General features: G+C 43.8%; 14 protein-coding genes. 9 read left to right on the forward strand and 5 right to left on the reverse strand.

All coding sequences use genetic code 11. The annotated features are described in order from the left end of the window. Nucleotides 1-322 precede the first annotated feature (322 nt). On the forward strand, nucleotides 323-2,038 hold the full coding sequence (locus PAENI_RS26635) for a proline--tRNA ligase (protein WP_149647327.1): 1,716 nt from the start codon (nucleotides 323-325) through the stop codon (nucleotides 2,036-2,038). A gap of 11 nt (nucleotides 2,039-2,049) precedes the next feature. Here the strand turns inward: PAENI_RS26635 and PAENI_RS26640 are convergent, their stop codons facing one another. Beyond that, nucleotides 2,050-2,913, reverse strand: coding sequence for a pentapeptide repeat-containing protein (locus tag PAENI_RS26640; RefSeq protein ID WP_262495749.1), 864 nt, complete (start codon nucleotides 2,911-2,913; stop codon nucleotides 2,050-2,052). 186 nt (nucleotides 2,914-3,099) lie between these two features. On the opposite strand from PAENI_RS26640, the gene PAENI_RS26645 reads away from it, so the two are divergent. Continuing rightward, nucleotides 3,100-5,355 carry a type IA DNA topoisomerase gene (locus PAENI_RS26645; protein WP_149647328.1) on the forward strand — a complete coding sequence of 752 codons (2,256 nt, stop codon included), beginning with the start codon at nucleotides 3,100-3,102 and terminating at the stop codon, nucleotides 5,353-5,355. A 90-nt stretch (nucleotides 5,356-5,445) separates the two neighbouring features. Here PAENI_RS26645 and PAENI_RS26650 read toward each other — a convergent pair whose 3' ends face one another. The 3 genes from PAENI_RS26650 to PAENI_RS26660 form a co-directional block, all read right to left on the reverse strand. Continuing rightward, nucleotides 5,446-6,171 carry a DsbA family protein gene (locus tag PAENI_RS26650; RefSeq protein WP_149647329.1) on the reverse strand — a complete coding sequence of 242 codons (726 nt, stop codon included), beginning with the start codon at nucleotides 6,169-6,171 and terminating at the stop codon, nucleotides 5,446-5,448. Between the two features lie 103 nt (nucleotides 6,172-6,274). Then, nucleotides 6,275-7,021: an HAD family hydrolase gene (locus tag PAENI_RS26655; protein ID WP_042128270.1), complete on the reverse strand. Its 747-nt coding sequence runs from the start codon at nucleotides 7,019-7,021 to the stop codon at nucleotides 6,275-6,277. A 36-nt stretch (nucleotides 7,022-7,057) separates the two neighbouring features. After that, nucleotides 7,058-7,975, reverse strand: a complete 918-nt coding sequence (locus PAENI_RS26660) for an ArsR/SmtB family transcription factor (RefSeq protein WP_149647330.1) — start codon at nucleotides 7,973-7,975, stop codon at nucleotides 7,058-7,060. Between the two features lie 162 nt (nucleotides 7,976-8,137). Between PAENI_RS26660 and PAENI_RS26665 the strand changes: the two genes are divergently transcribed. The 6 genes from PAENI_RS26665 (at nucleotide 8,138) to PAENI_RS26690 (ending at nucleotide 14,645) form a co-directional block, all read left to right on the forward strand. Next, complete coding sequence (locus PAENI_RS26665; RefSeq protein ID WP_076283781.1) at nucleotides 8,138-9,292, forward strand: MFS transporter; 1,155 nt, start codon at nucleotides 8,138-8,140, stop codon at nucleotides 9,290-9,292. 90 nt (nucleotides 9,293-9,382) lie between these two features. Then, nucleotides 9,383-10,108, forward strand: a complete 726-nt coding sequence (locus tag PAENI_RS26670; protein ID WP_149647331.1) for a phosphonate ABC transporter ATP-binding protein — start codon at nucleotides 9,383-9,385, stop codon at nucleotides 10,106-10,108. Nucleotides 10,109-10,148: 40 nt separating this feature from the next. Continuing rightward, the gene (locus PAENI_RS26675) at nucleotides 10,149-11,426 is read left to right on the forward strand and encodes a hypothetical protein (protein WP_223179010.1); all 1,278 of its coding nucleotides are present in this window, start codon (nucleotides 10,149-10,151) and stop codon (nucleotides 11,424-11,426) included. Continuing rightward, the gene (locus PAENI_RS26680; protein WP_149647332.1) at nucleotides 11,419-12,117 is read left to right on the forward strand and encodes a response regulator transcription factor; all 699 of its coding nucleotides are present in this window, start codon (nucleotides 11,419-11,421) and stop codon (nucleotides 12,115-12,117) included. The genes PAENI_RS26675 and PAENI_RS26680 overlap by 8 nt, the downstream gene beginning before the upstream one ends. Next, on the forward strand, nucleotides 12,114-13,580 hold the full coding sequence (locus tag PAENI_RS26685; RefSeq protein ID WP_149647542.1) for a sensor histidine kinase: 1,467 nt from the start codon (nucleotides 12,114-12,116) through the stop codon (nucleotides 13,578-13,580). Before PAENI_RS26680 ends, PAENI_RS26685 begins: the two co-directional genes overlap by 4 nt. A 6-nt stretch (nucleotides 13,581-13,586) precedes the next feature. Beyond that, nucleotides 13,587-14,645: a GNAT family N-acetyltransferase gene (locus PAENI_RS26690; protein WP_262495761.1), complete on the forward strand. Its 1,059-nt coding sequence runs from the start codon at nucleotides 13,587-13,589 to the stop codon at nucleotides 14,643-14,645. Between the two features lie 196 nt (nucleotides 14,646-14,841). Here PAENI_RS26690 and PAENI_RS26695 read toward each other — a convergent pair whose 3' ends face one another. Next, nucleotides 14,842-16,065 (reverse strand): glucose-1-phosphate adenylyltransferase, encoded by a 1,224-nt coding sequence (locus PAENI_RS26695; RefSeq protein WP_149647334.1) that lies wholly within the window; start codon nucleotides 16,063-16,065, stop codon nucleotides 14,842-14,844. Nucleotides 16,066-16,281: 216 nt separating this feature from the next. Between PAENI_RS26695 and glgB the strand changes: the two genes are divergently transcribed. Next, nucleotides 16,282-18,219: a 1,4-alpha-glucan branching protein GlgB gene (glgB, locus tag PAENI_RS26700; RefSeq protein ID WP_149647335.1), complete on the forward strand. Its 1,938-nt coding sequence runs from the start codon at nucleotides 16,282-16,284 to the stop codon at nucleotides 18,217-18,219. Nucleotides 18,220-18,264 lie beyond the last annotated feature (45 nt).

An 18,264-nucleotide genomic window follows, 5' to 3' on the forward strand; every position in this document is an offset into this window, starting at 1 on the left:
TCATATAAATTAAATACATTATTCACATGATAAAAGCATTGACCAAGGATCTACGATTCAAGAAGCGTTAGAACAGAGAGGGAACCCACCGGGTGAAAGGTTCCTCAAACACGTGTGAGTGGTATCCTACCTTGGTAGCTGTAGCGATAGTATCTACTAACCCGCTACCGGAATCGACCGTTATCCGATTTGAGGATTGCCAAATCAGAATGGATTGTATGTTGAGCTGGCAGTTGAATAAGGGTGGTATCACGACACATTCGTCCCTGACGAATGTGTCTTTTTGCATTTAGAGAGATAATTTCTGGGGAGGGTATTTAAGATGCGACAAAGCAATTTATTATTAACAACACTGCGTGAAGTGCCTTCGGAAGCGGAGACAAACAGTCATCAGCTACTGCTGCGTGCGGGGTATATCCGTCAATTAGCTGCTGGAGTATATACCTATTTACCACTTGGACGGCGGGTTCTGCGAAAGATAGAAGCGATTGTGAGAGAAGAGATGGATCATTCCGGAACGCAGGAGATTTTAATGCCATCCATGCAGCCTGCGGAACTTTGGAAGAAATCAGAACGTTATGATGTTTATGGTAAGGAGTTGATGACTTTTAAGGATCGTCATGAGCGGGAATTCATTCTCGGTCCAACGCATGAAGAAGTAGTAACCACACTTGTGCGGAATGAGATCAGCTCCTATCGTAAGCTTCCTGTTACCGTGTATCAAATTCAGACTAAGTTTCGAGATGAACGGCGACCACGTTCTGGATTGCTAAGAGGAAGAGAGTTCTTGATGAAGGATGCGTACTCTTTTGATATAAGCTCAGAAGGACTTGATAAATCATACCACCAAATGTTCGATGCTTATCACCGGATATTTAAGCGATGTGGATTGAAGTTCAGAGCTGTTCATGCAGATTCTGGTGCAATTGGCGGAGAAGGGGGCAGCCATGAATTTATGGCACTAGCTGATATCGGGGAAGATACGATTGCGGTATGTTCCTCTTGCGATTACGCAGCCAATCTGGAACAGGCAGAAGCTGTGCGTCCTGTTAAGAAGGAAATGAATTTCGAAGTACCAGCGATAGAGAAATTCCATACTCCAAATTTACGTACAATTGATCAATTAGAGCAGGAGTTGGAGATCCAGCCAGAGCAGATTATGAAAACATTGATCTACGAAGGTAGCGGACAATTCTTTGCTGTAGTGGTTCGAGGAGATCATGAAGTTAATGAGATAAAAGTGAGTAAATATATCGGAGCAATGGAGATCAAGCTTGCTGACTATGAAGCTGTGAAAACCTTAACGGGTGTAGAGAGTGGGTTTGTGGGGCCTGTGGGACTTCAATTAACTGTACTAGTTGATGCCGCAGTTGCTGAGATGACGGAAGGTACGACGGGAGCAGGAGAAAAAGATTATCACTTCCGTAATGTTGTACCTGGTAGAGATTTTGGGCTTGAGCATGTGGGGGATTTTCGCAATGTAGCGGAAGGAGAAGCTTGTCCACATTGCGAGGATGGCGTTCTTCATTTTCATCAAGGCATTGAAATCGGACATGTCTTTAAATTAGGTACCAAATACAGTGAGAAGCTTGGAGCTTCCTTTTTAGATCGTTCAGGCAAAAGTCAGCCTATGATCATGGGTTGTTACGGAATTGGAATCTCGCGACTATTGTCCGCAATTGTAGAACAGAATCATGATGATCAAGGAATAATGTGGCCAGTTGCATTAGCACCTTATCAGGTTCATATTTTGATGATGTCCATAAAGGACTCGGAGCAACTGGAAGTTGCAGAGGAGCTTTATAATCAACTTACTAAGCTCGGTATTGAGACGCTGCTAGATGATAGGGATGAACGTGCTGGCGTTAAATTTAAGGATTCAAGTTTGATTGGTATACCCGTAACGCTAGTAGTCGGTAAGGAGGCAGCACAAGGTAGGGTGGAGTATCTAGAAAGAGCCTCCGCTGCGGGTAAAGAAGTCTTAGAAAAGTTCGAAGCAGTTTCTCGTATCCAAGAATTCTTTTCGCAGCTGAATTAAACTTCTATAACTCAAACTGAAAGCCATTGTTCAGGGCGGGAAAGTGCTGGAGGTAACTTTGTGAGATCATCACCTATTGCCGCATTAATCTGACCCTGAGTTAGAAAAATGCTCTCTGATAGATCAGCGCCCCTAAGATCAGTGTCACGGAAATCTGCACCAATAAGATCTGCACCTCTAAGATTAGCGCCTTTAAGGTCAGCGGCAATCAAATAGGCTCCCCTCAGGTTGGCACCCCTGAGATCTGCATTTTTAAGATTTACTCCGACAAGGTCAGCACCACGGCTGAAAGTTCTCGATGCTTTTTTAAGTTTACGACGAGCCTCAGTACGCACAAGTTCACTGACTTGCAGCAGTAACAGATTAATCTTTGCTCGATGAGCGTCAACATTCACCTTCTGTAGAGAATCAGGGTTAAGTAAAGTGAGTTGTTCCGTCTCATCGAGTGCTGTTTGCAGCTCAACATGTATTGAATGGGTTATATCTAAGTCCAATGATTCATTTAAGTACCATAGCAATTCGTGCAAATGCCACATCGTCGGAAATACCTCGAACATTTGCTTTGCAGTTTTTGGATTCTTCCGCCAGTCCTCACCGGTATAAGTAACCTGAGAAAGCTTTTGCCCAGCCCCAAAACAGTCATATACAGTACAACCACGAAATCCAAGCGCTCTTAAATCTGTATGTACACCACAGCGAAAGTCTGATTGTAGGTTATGGCACGGCTGGCCAGCTGCTTTATCCATAGCAAAATCCACTGAAGCTGAAAAAGGTAGTGCGGAACAGCACAAACCGAAGCAGCTCTCACATTCTGCTTTTAAATAGTGACCGTTTTTGTCCTTATAAGGTTCTGTAAATTTGTGATTTTCAGACACGTTTTGATTCCTCCGATGTATAAAACTCGTTTACCAAACTATTCTAATTCATAGAAGAGACTAAGGGAAGTCTGAATTTTACCTAGGCCTACTAACCAATCCATTAAAAAAAACCGAGGTTAATGGTATAATAGAATACTGGACGCATTTTGGACTTAAGAACGAAAAGGTAAGGAGCGATTGTTTTTGAAGACACTCATTATTGCGGAGAAACCGGATATGGGGCGGAATATCGCCGCCGCAATAGAACCGAAGGCCAAAAATTACCGTTCCTATCTTGAAGGGGAGCAGTACATTATTACTTGGGCAATAGGGCATCTAATCGGTTTGGCCGAGCCGGATGCTTATGATGTTAAATACAAAAAGTGGAATATTAATGATCTGCCCATTATTCCAGACCAGTTCAAACTGGTTCCTAATGCGCGGACAATCGACCAGCTCAAGGTAATTGGAGATCTTGCGAAACGTAGCGATCTTCTAGTGAATTCATGCGATGCCGGGCGAGAAGGGCAGCATATCTTTTCACTCATTCAACGACATTTGAAGCTGGAGCATCCTGTGAAGCGGTTGTGGATCTCGGATCTGACGCCAGAGACCATTCGCAAAGGATTCCAGGAGCTGAAGGATGGATCGGAGTACGAGAATCTAACGAAAGCAGCAAAAGCTCGCAGTGAAGCGGATTGGCTCATCGGCATGAATGGATCACGTGCTTTTACTACAAAGCATAATGTGCTGCTGTCCGTGGGTAGGGTTCAAACTCCCGTACTCGCGCTGATTTACGACCGTCAGAAGACGATTGAGGCGTTCTCTTCCCTAAAGTTTTTTGAGGTGGAGGGACATTTTACTCAGAATGAAATGACCTATAAAGGAATGTGGCAGGGGGATCGGCTGACTGACGGGGATAAGGCGGAGGCGCTAGCTGCCAAGGTCAAAGGAAAACCGGGCCGGATTGAGTCTTACGAGGTTAAGGAAACAAAAGAGTATCCAAATAAGCTGTACGATTTAACGCTGCTGCAGCGTGAGGCGAATGGAAAGTACGCTTTTTCCGCAAAAAAGACGCTTGATATTGCTCAAGCGTTATATGAAAAACATAAGGTGATCTCTTATCCGCGGACGAACTCCAACTATGTTACAGAACAGAATATTCCTGAGATGCATAAGACGTTATCTGCGCTGCAAGGGACGGCTTATGATGAGTGGGTGAAGGGTGCGAATCGCAATCTCGTTCATAAAGGGAATAAATTCATCTGCAACCCCTCGAAGGTTGAGGATCACCACGCGATTTTGCCTACATATCGTAAAGCATCAGGACTTAGTGCAGATGAAGGAAAGCTGTATGATTTAATTGTGCGGCGTTTTTTGTCTCAGTTCTATCCGGCAGCGGAGTATAAAGTGCATACGGTGATGACCGAGGTAGAAGAGGAAAAGTTCAAAACCACAGTCAAGGAATTATTAAGCCTCGGCTGGAAGGTTATTTACGCGGACCAGAAGAAGGATAAAGCGAAGACTTCCAAGGGTAAGAACAAGGATGACGAAGAGGACGAAGAGATCGAAGTCAACGAACCATTTTCTATTGCTCCGGCAGAAGAAGTGGTTTGTAGTGAGGCTATTGTTAAAGAGAAAGATACTCAGCCACCCAAGCATTACACAGAAGGTACGCTGCTTCGAGCGATGGAAAGTGCCGGAAAGCAGATTGAGGATGAAGAGCTTCGCGATGCTATGAAGGATTCAGGGCTTGGAACTCCGGCTACCCGTGCAGCAACGATAGAACGGCTGAAGAATGTCGGATACATCGAAATGCAGGGCAAAAAAATTGCCATCACACAAAAAGGACGAACAGCCATTGAGCTGATTCGTGGAGCGGGTATTGAGCTGTTGACTTCACCGGAAATGACCGGACAATGGGAACGTCGTTTGAACGAAATATCGAGAGGAACGGCGTCGGACGGGCAGTTTATGGAGAATGTAAAAAGATTCGCCTGCATGATCGTAGACAAAGTACGAGTACAATCCCGGGCGTCCAAAACCTCTTTTGAAGGGGAGACGCCTTCTGTCAATACAATTGCTAAAGGGCGAAGTGCTGGAAGTACATCTCGTAAAACCACCGACAAACCTGCCGTGCCGCGAAAGCGCAAGGCAAGTAGTGAAGAGGAATCTGCCAATTCAGGGCCTAAGGTCATTGGAAACTGTCCGCGTCCCGGCTGCGGTGGAATGATTTTTATGGGAAAAAAAGGCTACGGCTGCTCTCATTACAAGGAAGGTTGCAAATTCGTGATCTGGAAAGAGAATCATGGTCGTACACTCACGGATGCACAAGTGAAGGCGTTGATTGAGAAAGGTCGGACGGGCAAGCTAAAGCTTACTAGCGAAGACGGTACGCCTCTTGAAGGCAAGTTAGTACTACAGAATATGGATACAGGCCAATTAACGGTAGAAACATAGTCGATCAGAAAGATTGTGTGTACGGCAAAAAGGTGTCTTTAGCCATGTAGGATACGTGGCAGAGACACCTTTTTTATGCTAGTTCGCTAATTATTCAGTGGCTTTAGCCAGCTGCGCCTCAATCGCTGCAGTTAGCCCTTCGTAAGAGGAGTCTGGAAGCAGGACACCGTTCACCATAAATTTAGGTGTTCCGTTGACTCCGTACGATCCCGCGATCTTGAAGTCTTCTTTGACGTCGATCATGTAGGTATGATTCTTGAGATCTGTTTCGAATTGTGCGTAATCAATACCTTCAATGTTATCTTTGACGAAATTTTGAATGAACTTCTGTGTGGCCCATATTTTGCTCTCATCGCCTTGATTGGCGTACAGCTTATGGAGATATTCCCAGAACTTCTCGTTGCTTTGCCTATAAATGGCTTCACCTGCACTTGCAGCAAGATAGGAATCTCGATCCAGAAAGGCAAAGTTCATGAAGAAAAGCTCAACTTTTCCGGTATCCACGTAGTCCTTAACAAACGTATCCAGATATTTCTCCGTCCAGTTTTTGCAGGCAGGACATTTGAAATCTGCAAATTCGATGACTTTGATTTTGGCATCAGGACTACCAAGATGAGGTTGCTTTTCATATTTCAGCCCATCAACAACAATGCTCCCCTTCACATCAGTGTAGTTCGGTAAACCCTCTGTACTGTCCGTCTTGTCATTTAGAATGAAGACAATAACAGCGACAAGGATTACAACAACTATACCTAAGAGCATGGGAAGCATTTGTTTGTTAGTTCGAGAATAGTTGGACTTCACTTTCTTGTTCATATCTCATCTCCTACCTCATTTAGGAATTATACAAAAATAGTATAATCATCCCAAAGGTAGAGTAGATATGTCATTTGTAACAATGTCTGAGGTTACTTTGCACCTAGAGTTTCTGCAGGGTAGCAGTACGAATAACAGGAGGCACCTCATGGATGGAGGAAATGGTCTTCACTGCTTGTTGCATTTCTTGCTCCAGTTCAATAAGGTTATAGCTCCATTCATTCTGTTGCTTCAGATAGATACTGTTAATGCCTGCGGTTACTGCCGGAAGTACATCTGTACGTAAAGAGTTACCAATCATCCAGGTGCGTTTGCGGTCAAAGCCTTGCGTAGTCAAAATATTTTCAAGTGCCTCAACATTTTTATGTTGACGAATATAGATCCGGTCATCAAAGTAAGCATCTAGCTTCATTTGCTCAATTTTACGTTGTTGGATCGTATCGTCTCCACCTGTATACAGGAATAAATGGTGACCATCCTGCTTCAGAGTATCCAGCGTTTCAACCATGCCAGGGTAAGCTTCGATTTCTTGATCATAGACGCTTAATCCAAGCTTGTGTAACTGTTGCTCTTGAAAACGGTCCGTCGGACGATTATATTTGGCGCAGAAATAGCGGTAGGTAGCGATTAGGGATTTAGGGAAATTATCGCTGGCAAGACCACTTGTGTTGACCGTGTGCACGTCAATTTCTATTTGTTTGTTACGTAATTCACTGGTGCTTGGGCCAAATTCATTAAACCAATCTGTCATTAGCTCAAAATATTGCCCTAAAATCAGATCGAAATATTTGTTGCAGTGGACTAGTGTATCATCTAGATCGAAAATCACCTGTTGTGTCATGTATTTCATATCTCTCACTCCTTGGATCTGTATCTGTATAGTGTTCTATAGGTAAATATAAGACTCTAGGAACATTTGAAGCTCTGATGCACCGTCAGGGCGAATACTGAAACGTTCATCTTGTTCACCTCTAAGATGGATGCGGAGTAGGCCGGCTACTCGTAGAATCATAAGGTGATGCATCAGCATTTCTCTGGATTGATTAAGATCAGATTGCATCTCCCACAACGACTTGGGTTCATGTGCGACATAGCGAAGCAATCGAAGTCTGGTGGGGTCGGATAGTGCCTTGGTCATGCGCAAAAGCACCATAGGTGGTTCATTTTCGTCTTCTAAAGGTACATCTACAGGATATTGTACGATCACCATGGTTTTGTAGAAGCAGTAGGTGTTAATCGGACGATTATGAACAGTTGGTAGTAATACAATCGTTTTTAGATCCGTGATCTCCTCGAAAACTACACCGCCAGATGCGTATTCAATTAGAGAAATGGGGTCCATTTTGCTTTCAAGCATTTTTTTCTCAGAAGCATCTTCAATTAATAGCGGTAATATTTTGTGCTCCACATGGCGGAAGTATTGCTCGTACCAGAGACGCAAGAGTGGACTATAGCTGCTCCGAATCCGAAAAGCATCTTCAATCGTAAACTCATGAATGAGCGGAGCGATTTGCTGATAACATTCTTCTATGGAGGCTAAATCCAGATCGTCTAAGAAATGCTGCACTGAAGTTGCGGGTCCTCGAATGTAAACCCAGGCATATAGCACATCATAATCCGTAAAAGGCCACTCGGCGGCTTGCATTAAAGCTGTTACCATATGAGGAGAAATGCGATCTTCCACATCACTTATCCAGTGGGGACCAATGTCCAAATTGGAGATCCATTTTCTAGTTACATATAACATAAAACTGTCCAGCAGTTCATAAACCGGCGATACGTCGATCTTTAATTCGTACTCCATGTCTCATGCACCCCCAGGAAATCCGTAACATCTTCATATTATCTCTTGTTTTGAAGAGGGTTGTCCACTATAATGTTCGGTGTTTGCCAATTGGCGTTAGAACAAATTAGCGTTATTAATCATAGGGGGATATCATCTGTGTCAGACCGGCCAAAATTATCTATTCGAAGTAACAGCAAAATGAATTTCATGATTCTTATTACCGCTACTATAGCGGCTGGACTCAGCCAAGGAATGCTGCTTCCCGTATTATCCATTCTATTGGAGCAGAAAGGAGTTTCCTCTTCGCTTAATGGACTTAATGCAGCTGCTTTATACATAGGATCATTCGGAATGACCTTGATTGCTGAAAGAGTTCTCGGAGCGATTGGGTTCAAAAAATTGATTGCTGGCGGGATAAGCTTAGTCTTAGTAAGCTTGCTTTTATTCCCCTTTTTTCCTGGAATCAAAATATGGTTTGTGTTACGTCTACTTGTAGGTGTTGGTGATGCAGCTATCAATTATGCCGCCCAGCTATGGGTGCTGCTAATGACGCCTGCCGAGCATCGCGGACGAAATCTTTCTCTGTATGGGATGTCCTATGGTCTAGGCTTTAGCTTGGGGCCACTTGGAATTAGTCTGCTGCGCTTTGGTCAGGCAACACCCTTTATTGTTCTAGCTTTTCTTTTTTTGCTGGTCCTAATACTAGCCGTTACAATGCTTCCGGATTCACGTCCAGATAAAGTTGAGAGTGGAGAAAGTCAGGTACGCCGGTTTGGACGTTGTTACAGTCTAGCGTGGTTCGCTTTAATTCCTGCACTCCTATATGGTTTCATGGAAGCAAGCTTAAACAGTAATTTTCCAGTGTATGGCCTCCGGATCGGATACAGCACGGATCAAATTGCAGCCTTATTGCCTTTTGCGGGCATAGGGGGACTGTTGTTACAATTCCCGCTAGGACTGTGGAGCGACCGTTTTGGCCGAAAGAAGGTATTGATTCTTACTGGGATTGGAGGCGGGATTGCCTTCGCATTACTGCCATTAGCAGGTGACCACTTCAAAGTGACTATGGTGCTGTTGATGATTGCTGGTGGACTTGTAGGCTCCTTTTTCTCGTTAGGGCTTAGTCTGGCTGCGGACATTTTACCACGACATTTACTGCCTGCTGCAAATGTGGTTGCTTCTTTTCATTTTAGTATAGGCAGTATTATAGGTCCAGGTATCGGCGGTTTGCTCATGCAAGTCGGCTGGGGCGGGGGGATTTTCGGCTTGATGGGCGCTTTATATATCGCCTTCGGATTGCTTGGGTTATTTTTCTCGCCACGGCAAAAAATTTGAGGTAAGATAAGAACGAGTGCTCGCATGGAAATTCATCTGGCTTTCAGAGTACACTATAGATTATAGATAAAGACAGGGAGAGGCTGAACTATGATCACAGTTGAACACTTAGCCAAGGCAGTTGGGGAAGATAAGAATCCAGTTCTACAGGATATAGGGTTTCAATTAGAACCGGGTGAGTTCGTAGCAATACTTGGAGCTAGCGGTAGCGGTAAGACCACTTTACTGCGCTGTTTAGCGCTGCGTGAGAAGTGGGATAGAGGGAATTTTAGAGTGGACGGTACAGATATAATGGCGAGTGCCTTTACAGGTAAAAGAAAAATCCGCCGCGAGTGGGCATACCTGGAGCAGAATGCAGAGCTCAATCCTAACCGTACTGCATTGAAAAATGTACTGATCGGCCAGTCTTCACAAACGCCGTTATGGCGAATGGTCACTGGGATGGTACGTTCAGATGATTATATGGGTGCAATGGATGAACTGGACGCCCTTGGCCTCCTGGATAAGGCGAAGATGAAGACTAGTCAACTTAGTGGTGGAGAACGACAGCGTGTAGCGGTTGCAAGAGCATTGACTCACGGCGCTAAAGTGATCTTAGCGGATGAACCGGTTACGGGATTAGATCCTAAATCCGCGGAGAGCGTCTTGGAAACATTGCGGAAGCTGTGTAAAGAAACCGGTCTTACGGTTGTAACGGTATTACCGATTGAATTAGCGGAACGTTTTGCTACACGTCTGTGGGTACTAGAAGATGGCAGAATTAAGCATGATATAAAGGGGCGTAGATTAACGTTCCAAGAACGTGCAAATCTTTAAATATAGGACACGGATAAGGAAAAGAGTGATGAAGTTGAATATGAGAAGCCTTAGGTGCTTTGTAGCTGCAACGCTGACGTTATCCGTACTGTCGGGTTGTACTTTCATCAGTGATCCTGTTTCAAAGATGAAATCCCCACAATTGTCTGCTGACAAAGCAACACTTATGGCTGCTATTAATTCACTTATGCCAGCAGGTTCCACGTTGATTCGTCCGACCAATGACGAGGATAGTACCATCTTTACTGAGGATCTCAATAAGGATGGGATTTTGGAGACGCTTGTGTTCTATAAGACTCCTGGAGAAGCTGTATTGATTCACGGATTGATCCTGGAGAAACAGGGCGATACCTGGGTCAAGAAGCTTGTATTCGATGGTGACGGATCTGTGCTGGAGTCGGTTGATATAAGGGATTTGACGGGTGATGGGAAGCTGAATATCGTTACAGGCTATTCACGAGAAAAAGAAAAAGGCCTGGTTGTCTATAGCTATGCCAGCGGTTCTTTGGAAGAAGTGTTATCGCTTCCGTATACAAAATATATGATTGATGATCTTAATGGGGATGGAATTGAAGACATCACCGTTGTTTATTTTAAACGAAATGAATTTGTAAACATTTCGATCTATCAGTATAATGATGGATTTAAGGTTCTCGATAAACTGGATAATATCGACCCTTATTTTAATAATTATTACAATATTGTTGCAGGAAAAATCTCAAAGGATAAAGAAGGAATCGTATTGGATGCTGCGGTAGATTCTCAATCTGCCTATACCTCGATTGTTCTTATGGAGAACAATAAGCTGCATGTGGTTCTACCAGGCGATGCGCGGACTTATAAGGATCGTCGGATTGTAAGTGAAGATATTGATCATGATGGCATTATTGAAATTGGATTGCTGGAGGCACCCAAAGGATGGGAGTATTTCGATCCAGCTGAGATTCCATACTTTACCTCCTATTATAAATGGGATGGAAAAGACGGTCTGACCTTCACAACCCAGCTATATCATGATCCATCGGATCGCTTTAATATTAATTTTTCTCCGGAATGGCACGAGAAGGTGACGGTTGATACGAAATCGGTTCAGGACAAGAACCTTAAGTTCATCATGTCTGATACCGGTGAGACGGTTGCTGAGGTTTCTTTCTTTTCTCCTTCTGAATGGGATCGTGTGAAGAATGACGGTTGGGATCTGCTTGCTCGTGATGCAGCTAAGATTATCGCCTACCGTGGTAAGTTAGAACAAAGTACAACAATGGAAGGAAGCAATAAAATTGCTCCCCCTATAGAAAGGAAGGGAATAGATGAGTAAAGTACTGATTCTGGAAGATGAGGAGTCCATTCGTAGTTTTATTGTCATTAACTTGAAGCGGAATGGGTTCGAAGTGATAGAGGCTGCGGATGGGCATGAAGCTCTTCACAAGTTAACCACGATTCCTGATATTGATATCGCTCTATTGGATGTAATGGTTCCAGGTATTGATGGATTTGAAGTATGTAGACGGGTCAGAGAAACCAATGAGCGTTTGGGTATTATTTTTCTGACTGCCAAGGTTCAAGAGCAGGATAAAGTGTATGCCTTATCCGTAGGCGCTGACGACCATGTTAGTAAGCCGTTCAGCCCGACAGAACTGATTGCTCGAATTCAATCGCTGCTGCGTCGAGTGAATGTTCATCGTGAACAGTCAGCGAAAGTTTCTTTCGTTTCAGGGCCATTTACCTTGGATCTTATTTCCAAGCATTTCAAACGTGATAATGAAGCCATTGAACTGACGCCAACAGAGTTTTCATTGATCCAATTCTTTCTCGAAAAAGAAAATACGCCGCTCAGCCGCGATCTTCTGCTGGATCATGTGTGGGGCAAGGAGTATATGGGTGATCCCAAGATTGTGGATGTGAATATTCGTCGTCTGCGTCAAAAGATAGAGAGCAATCCGTCAGAGCCAGAATTTTTGCAAACGGTATGGGGACACGGATATAGATGGAAAGGCCAAGTACAATGATTAAGAAGGGGATGCGCAGACAAATCGTTCTACACTACATTCTTGTAGTTTTTTTGGCGCTTCTCCTCGTAGAAGTTATCTTCCTGCTTGCCATCAGAACGTATTATTATGACAGTGTGTACAGCAAGATAAAAAATCACATTACCACTGGAGAGTCATTCTTCTATAAATACCAGTTGAATGGCGAGAGCAATTCGTATCAACTGCAAGAGCTGCTGGAGCGGTTTTCGCTGAATAATACCGAACTAGAAATATTGACCTTGAATGGCGATATGATTACTAGTTCAACCGGCTTTCAGCCTGACCGTACGATTACAACCAGTGACGTTCCTGAAGCGGTAGGGGGCAGTATTGGCCGCTGGGTAGGACGCCAGAGTGGTACTAACGAGAGTGTTATGGCTGTGTCCAAGATGCTGCAGGTTCACGGACGTGATACGTATATTCTAAGATATCTTACTTCACTTGAGGGCATCAACAACGATTTGCTTAATCTTACGTTACTGTCAATTGGAATAGGTGCAGCTGTTATGGCTGTTGTTATCGTGTTCAGCTTCGGACTTGCCAATTCAATCGTAAAGCCGCTCAATAACATTACGGCGGTATCAGCCCAAATGGCTAAGGGTAGATTTAATGTGCGGATTAAGGGGAATTACAAATTTGAGATTGGTGACTTGGCTTCAACGCTGAATTATATGGCTCAGGAAATTGTGCGCAGTAATCAGATTAAGGATGATTTCATCTCGTCCATTTCCCATGAGCTTCGGACACCCCTTACTAGTATCAAGGGCTGGAGTGAAACCTTGGTCTCTGGTGGCTATGATCCGGAGGAGACGAAGCTTGGAGTCAGCATCATTTCCAAAGAAAGCGAACGCTTGATTGGACTAGTAGAGGAGATTCTAGACTTTTCAAAGCTGCAGCAGAACCAAATGAAGCTGTCCATTGGGATTGTTGACGTGAAAGTGTTACTACAGGAGACTATACTTAATATTTGGGCCAAGGCAGAGAAGAAACGGATTCACTTGCTTCTTGAATGTGAAGATGGGATCTATGTTAAAGGGGATGCCAATCGTCTAAAACAAGTGTTCTTGAATCTGGTAGACAATGCCGTGAAGTTTTCACATGAGGAGTCCAGTATAGAATTGTCTGCGAAGAGAATTTCCGCTACAGAGACTGCTATCATGGTTCGTGATAGTGGGATTGGGATTAGTGAAGCACATATCTCCAGAGTTAAGGACCGTTTCTTTCAAGTGGATGCACTCAATGGAGGAACAGGCTTGGGGCTAGCGATCTCACAGCAGATTGTAGAACTTCATAATGGGACACTTGATATGGTAAGTGAGCTTGGAAAAGGAACGGAAGTTACCGTCATCTTGCCTCTTACAGAACCACAGCCTGAAGTTAACTCAGAAGGGGTAACTCAAATTACAGCTACCTTTCCAGAATTAGATGATTGGGAGGCATGACGTGTGATGGGAGTGACGACGAATTCGATTAGTATAGTTCGTGGAGAGCCAGATCGGGTTTGCGACATCTTGAGACTGCTGCAGGAAGCAGCAAATTGGATGGAACGAAATGGGATTAAGCAATGGACCCCCGGCCAATTTAACGAGAATGATATCACAGGCTATTTCGCTGATCGGCATGTTTATCTTGCGATTGACGATGAAACAGTAGTTGGAATGTTCACGTTACAATTCAGTGATCCTCAATACTGGGGTAGCAAAAACGATGAGTCTTATGCATATTTGCATAGATTAGCTGTAGCGGGTTCACACCGCAGTCAGGGACTTGGTCAGCATATGCTTAAATATGCTGCGGTGCGAGCCAAAGAACTTGGCTGCAGAGGACTCAGATTTGATACCGTCGCACATAACATTAAACTCAATCGTTATTATCAGAGCATGGGTTTTCATTACATGGGTACTAACGATATGGGAAATGGTCGTTTAGTGAACCTGTATGAGCATTTTGAGGAACAACCTGATTCCGATCGTCTGATTCTTAGATTTATTTCTGAATCGGACTTTGAGCATCTGAAACGATGGAGTGTCTCACCTGAGTATCTGAAGCAATGGGCTGGACCTTCACTAACTTTTCCTCTTGACGATGACCAGCTTACTAAGTATTTAGATGGGGCTAATCATCCAGCGAATTCTGACCGCCTTATTTTCTGTGCGGTGCATGAAGCTACTCAGCAGGTCGTGGGACACATCAGTTTTTCAGCCATAGACCGGGCGAATCGATCTGCACGTATTGGCAGAGTAGTAGTAGATTCTGATTATCAGGGTAGAGGCTTTGGAACAAGGATGATGAATGAAATGCTCCGGATCGGATTTGAGAGCTTGGAAATGCATCGTATTTCTCTGGGAGCTTTTGCTTTCAACACTGTTGCCCTGAAAACCTATGAAGCATTGGGCTTTAAGCGGGAGGGTGTAGAGCGCGAATCAGCGCTGTTTGGGGAGCAATATGTAGATTGTGTGGAAATGAGCATTTTAGATCGAGAATGGTTAGCGCTCCATGAATCATAAAGGTTAACTTCTAACAACCGAAGGGGCTGTTGCTCTGGTCATGATCGACCAGGACAACAGCCCCTTTTTATAAATATAAGAATATATAAGTTTCACACTATACATTATCCTTATATTTCTCGCATAAACCCTTACCGTCCATTTGGGACGCCGAAGGCGTTTTTGCTTGATAAAGTATTTATATATATAATGGTGTTTATGAAGGGAGAACTTCCCGTAGACGTCCTGTCTTCTCATAAACATCCTGAAACAGACGGGAGGGTTGGTTTCGAACCGCTGGCTTAGGAGCTACGGTCTCATTGGGCCCAACAACTACAATATTATTAATACTTCCCTTGACGACAGCACCATCCTTAATAATGGCACCTTCACCAATAATGGCATTTTCGATCTGAACTCCACGTCCAATGCGAACACCAGGCATAATAACACTTTGTTTGATCTGGCTCATTTTGCCAATTTCCACACCATTGAAGATGACAGAACGTTGTAAGCTGCCTTCTTGCGTGCAGAATTCATTCACGAGAGAGTCCGTTGATGGAATCTGAACACGTGGTTTATGAACAGCAAGCTTAGTCCGGCGACTCCGGCTATACATCGGCCAATGAGCTTTGTCGAGCTTCATGCCATTGTTTTTTTGCAGAAGATCCATATGTGCTTCCCAGAGACTACCCACAGTACCTACATCTCTCCAGTATCCTTTGAAGCGGTAAGCGAATAAATCATCATTCTGATCAAGCATCGTTGGTATAACGTCTTTACCAAAGTCATGACTGGAATTCGGATTAGCTGCATCCCGCAACAAGTGCTCCTTCAGATAAGCCCACTCAAACAGATATATACCCATAGAAGCTAAATTACTTTTAGGTACTTTTGGTTTTTCCGCAAACTCAGAGATTTTTAGTTCATCATTTACGTTCATCACTCCAAAACGACTAGCTTCATCCCACGGCACCTCCATTACGGAGATCGTAGCTTTAGCAGCCTTACCTACATGATAATCCAGCATTTTGCGGTAATCCATATGGTAAATATGATCACCGGACAGAATGAGTACATGCTCTGGATTGCGGCTGTCAATATATTCAATGTTCTTATAAATCGCATCAGCAGTTCCTGTATAGCTGTCTCTGCCTTCAACACCGGAAGGAAGCAGGGTTACACCTTTATCCTTTTGACTATGTAAGCCCCAAGGTTCACCTTCACCGATGTGTTCATGCAAGGATTCAGCTTCATATTGAGTCAGAACACCTACTGTGTCAATTTTAGAGTTTACACAATTACTTAACGGAAAATCAATAATTTTATACTGTCCACCGAAAGGGACTGCAGGCTTAGCCATACTGGAAGTCAAGGGAGCCAGTCTGCGGCCTTCCCCTCCTGCCAAGAGCATGGCGATACAATCTTTTTTGTTATTCATTTGTTATCCCTCCCATTTATTTTGTCAATGCTTGATATATAAACTCACGACAAGCACTTGAAACGACATAGGTGAAGTATATTGCTGTGTAAAAAGAAAAATTACATTTAATATTTCTTTATCAGAAAATCTTTTGTTTTCATATCAAATCATTTTCAAAATGGTAATATTCGGTTAATGTAATAGATAAAAGCATTCAAAAAAGGTGGTGTAGAATTGGCTGAAATAGCAACAATCGATACCTTTCCGTCAGCTGCTGATATTTATTTGTTCCATGAGGGCACCAATTATCGCAGCTATTCTATGCTGGGTGCGCACACTGCCGCTGAAGAAGGCGTTACGGGCGTGCGCTTTACCGTGTGGGCTCCTCATGCGACATATGTAGGACTAGCTGGTGATCATAATGGCTGGGATGGAACGCAGGACATGGACTCGTTATATAAGATACCCGATTCAGGATTTTGGAGTCGTTTTTTTCCGGGAATAAAGCTGGGAATTTTTTACAAATACAGAATTGTTGCCAGTGATGGCTCCAGCTTTCTAAAAGCGGATCCATTTGCCTTCAAAGCTGAGGTTCGCCCGGCGACTGCATCCGTTGTTACGGATCTCAGTGGTTATCGCTGGGGAGATGCTGCGTGGCGTCGCAAGAGTAAATCTCCATATCAACAGCCAATGAACATTTATGAGATGCATTTTGGAACCTGGCGTCAAAAAGAAGATGGAGAGTTCTACACCTATCAGGAAATGAGTGAGCTCTTAATTCCGTATTTGGTGGAAATGAACTACACCCATGTAGAGTTTATGCCGCTTGCTGAGCATCCATACGATTTGTCATGGGGCTATCAAGGGACAGGGTATTTTGCGGCAACCAGCCGTTATGGTGAACCCCATGAGTTGATGTATTTGATCGACCACTTGCACCAAGCTGGAATTGGCGTCATTTTGGATTGGGTTCCGGCCCATTTTGCAAAGGATGCACACGGTTTAAGAATGTTTGATGGTTCGCCACTTTATGAATATGCAGATCCAATGTTGGCCGAAAAACCTGGCTGGGGAACCCTTTCGTTTGACTTCAGCAAGCCAGAGATTTCCTCGTTCCTCATTTCTAATGCACTCTTCTGGTTTGAGTATTATCATATTGACGGGATGCGTGTAGATGCGGTTACCAGCATGCTTCGTCTCGATTTTGAAAAACAAGCTCATCAATATCGACGCAATGTGAATGGTGGTCTGGAGAATTTAGAGGCCATCAAATTTATTCAGAACCTGAATAAGGCGATATTTCAGTACTATCCTAAAGCATTAATGATGGCAGAAGAATCCAGTGCTTGGCCTGGAGTTACAGCGCCAGCTCATGAAGGTGGTCTCGGATTCAACTACAAGTGGAATATGGGGTGGATGAATGATACTTTGGGCTACATAGAGCATGATTTCTGGGGGCGCCCTCATCATCATAATTTATTAACATTTCCAATATGCTATGCTTATGCCGAAAATTATGCATTACCGTTATCTCATGATGAGGTTGTACATGGCAAGAAGTCGTTACTTGACAAAATGCCAGGTTCTTATGAGCAAAAGTTCGCAGGACTTAGGCAACTGCTCGGTTATCAAATATCCCATCCCGGAAAGAAGCTTCTGTTCATGGGAGGAGAATATGGTCAATTTATCGAATGGAAGGATCAGGAGCAGCTGGATTGGCTACTGTTGGACTATGATAGCCATCGCGGCATGCTAGCTTACACTGCTGCACTTAATAAACTGTATCGCTCGGAGAAAGCCCTGTGGGAGCTTGATCATTCCCAAGAGGGTTATCAATGGATTGATGCAGATGACAATGAACAAAGCGTAATTTCATATCTGCGTAAAGGCAAGAAGCCTGGAGATACGTTGCTGTTTATCATCAATTTTCAGCCTGTCCAGCGTCAACAGTATCGTATAGGTGTTCCACGCCCAGGGACTTATGAAGAACTTTTTAGCTCAGAAGATGTAGCTTTCGGAGGTTCGGGTATACACAACTTGCCTCAGAAGAGCAAAAAGGTAGAATGGCATAATCAGGTGAACAGTATAGAGCTAACATTACCGCCTCTTAGCTTCCTGGTGTTTAAGAAAACGTCACGAGTGGGTAAGAGTAAAGAGGCAAATGAGTCATAGATTAAAGAACGAATAGAGAATCCGTACACTTTAAAGGGGGAAATA

The sequence above is a fragment of the Paenibacillus sp. B2(2019) genome (genome assembly GCF_008370385.1).
GTDB lineage: Bacteria > Bacillota > Bacilli > Paenibacillales > Paenibacillaceae > Paenibacillus_AQ.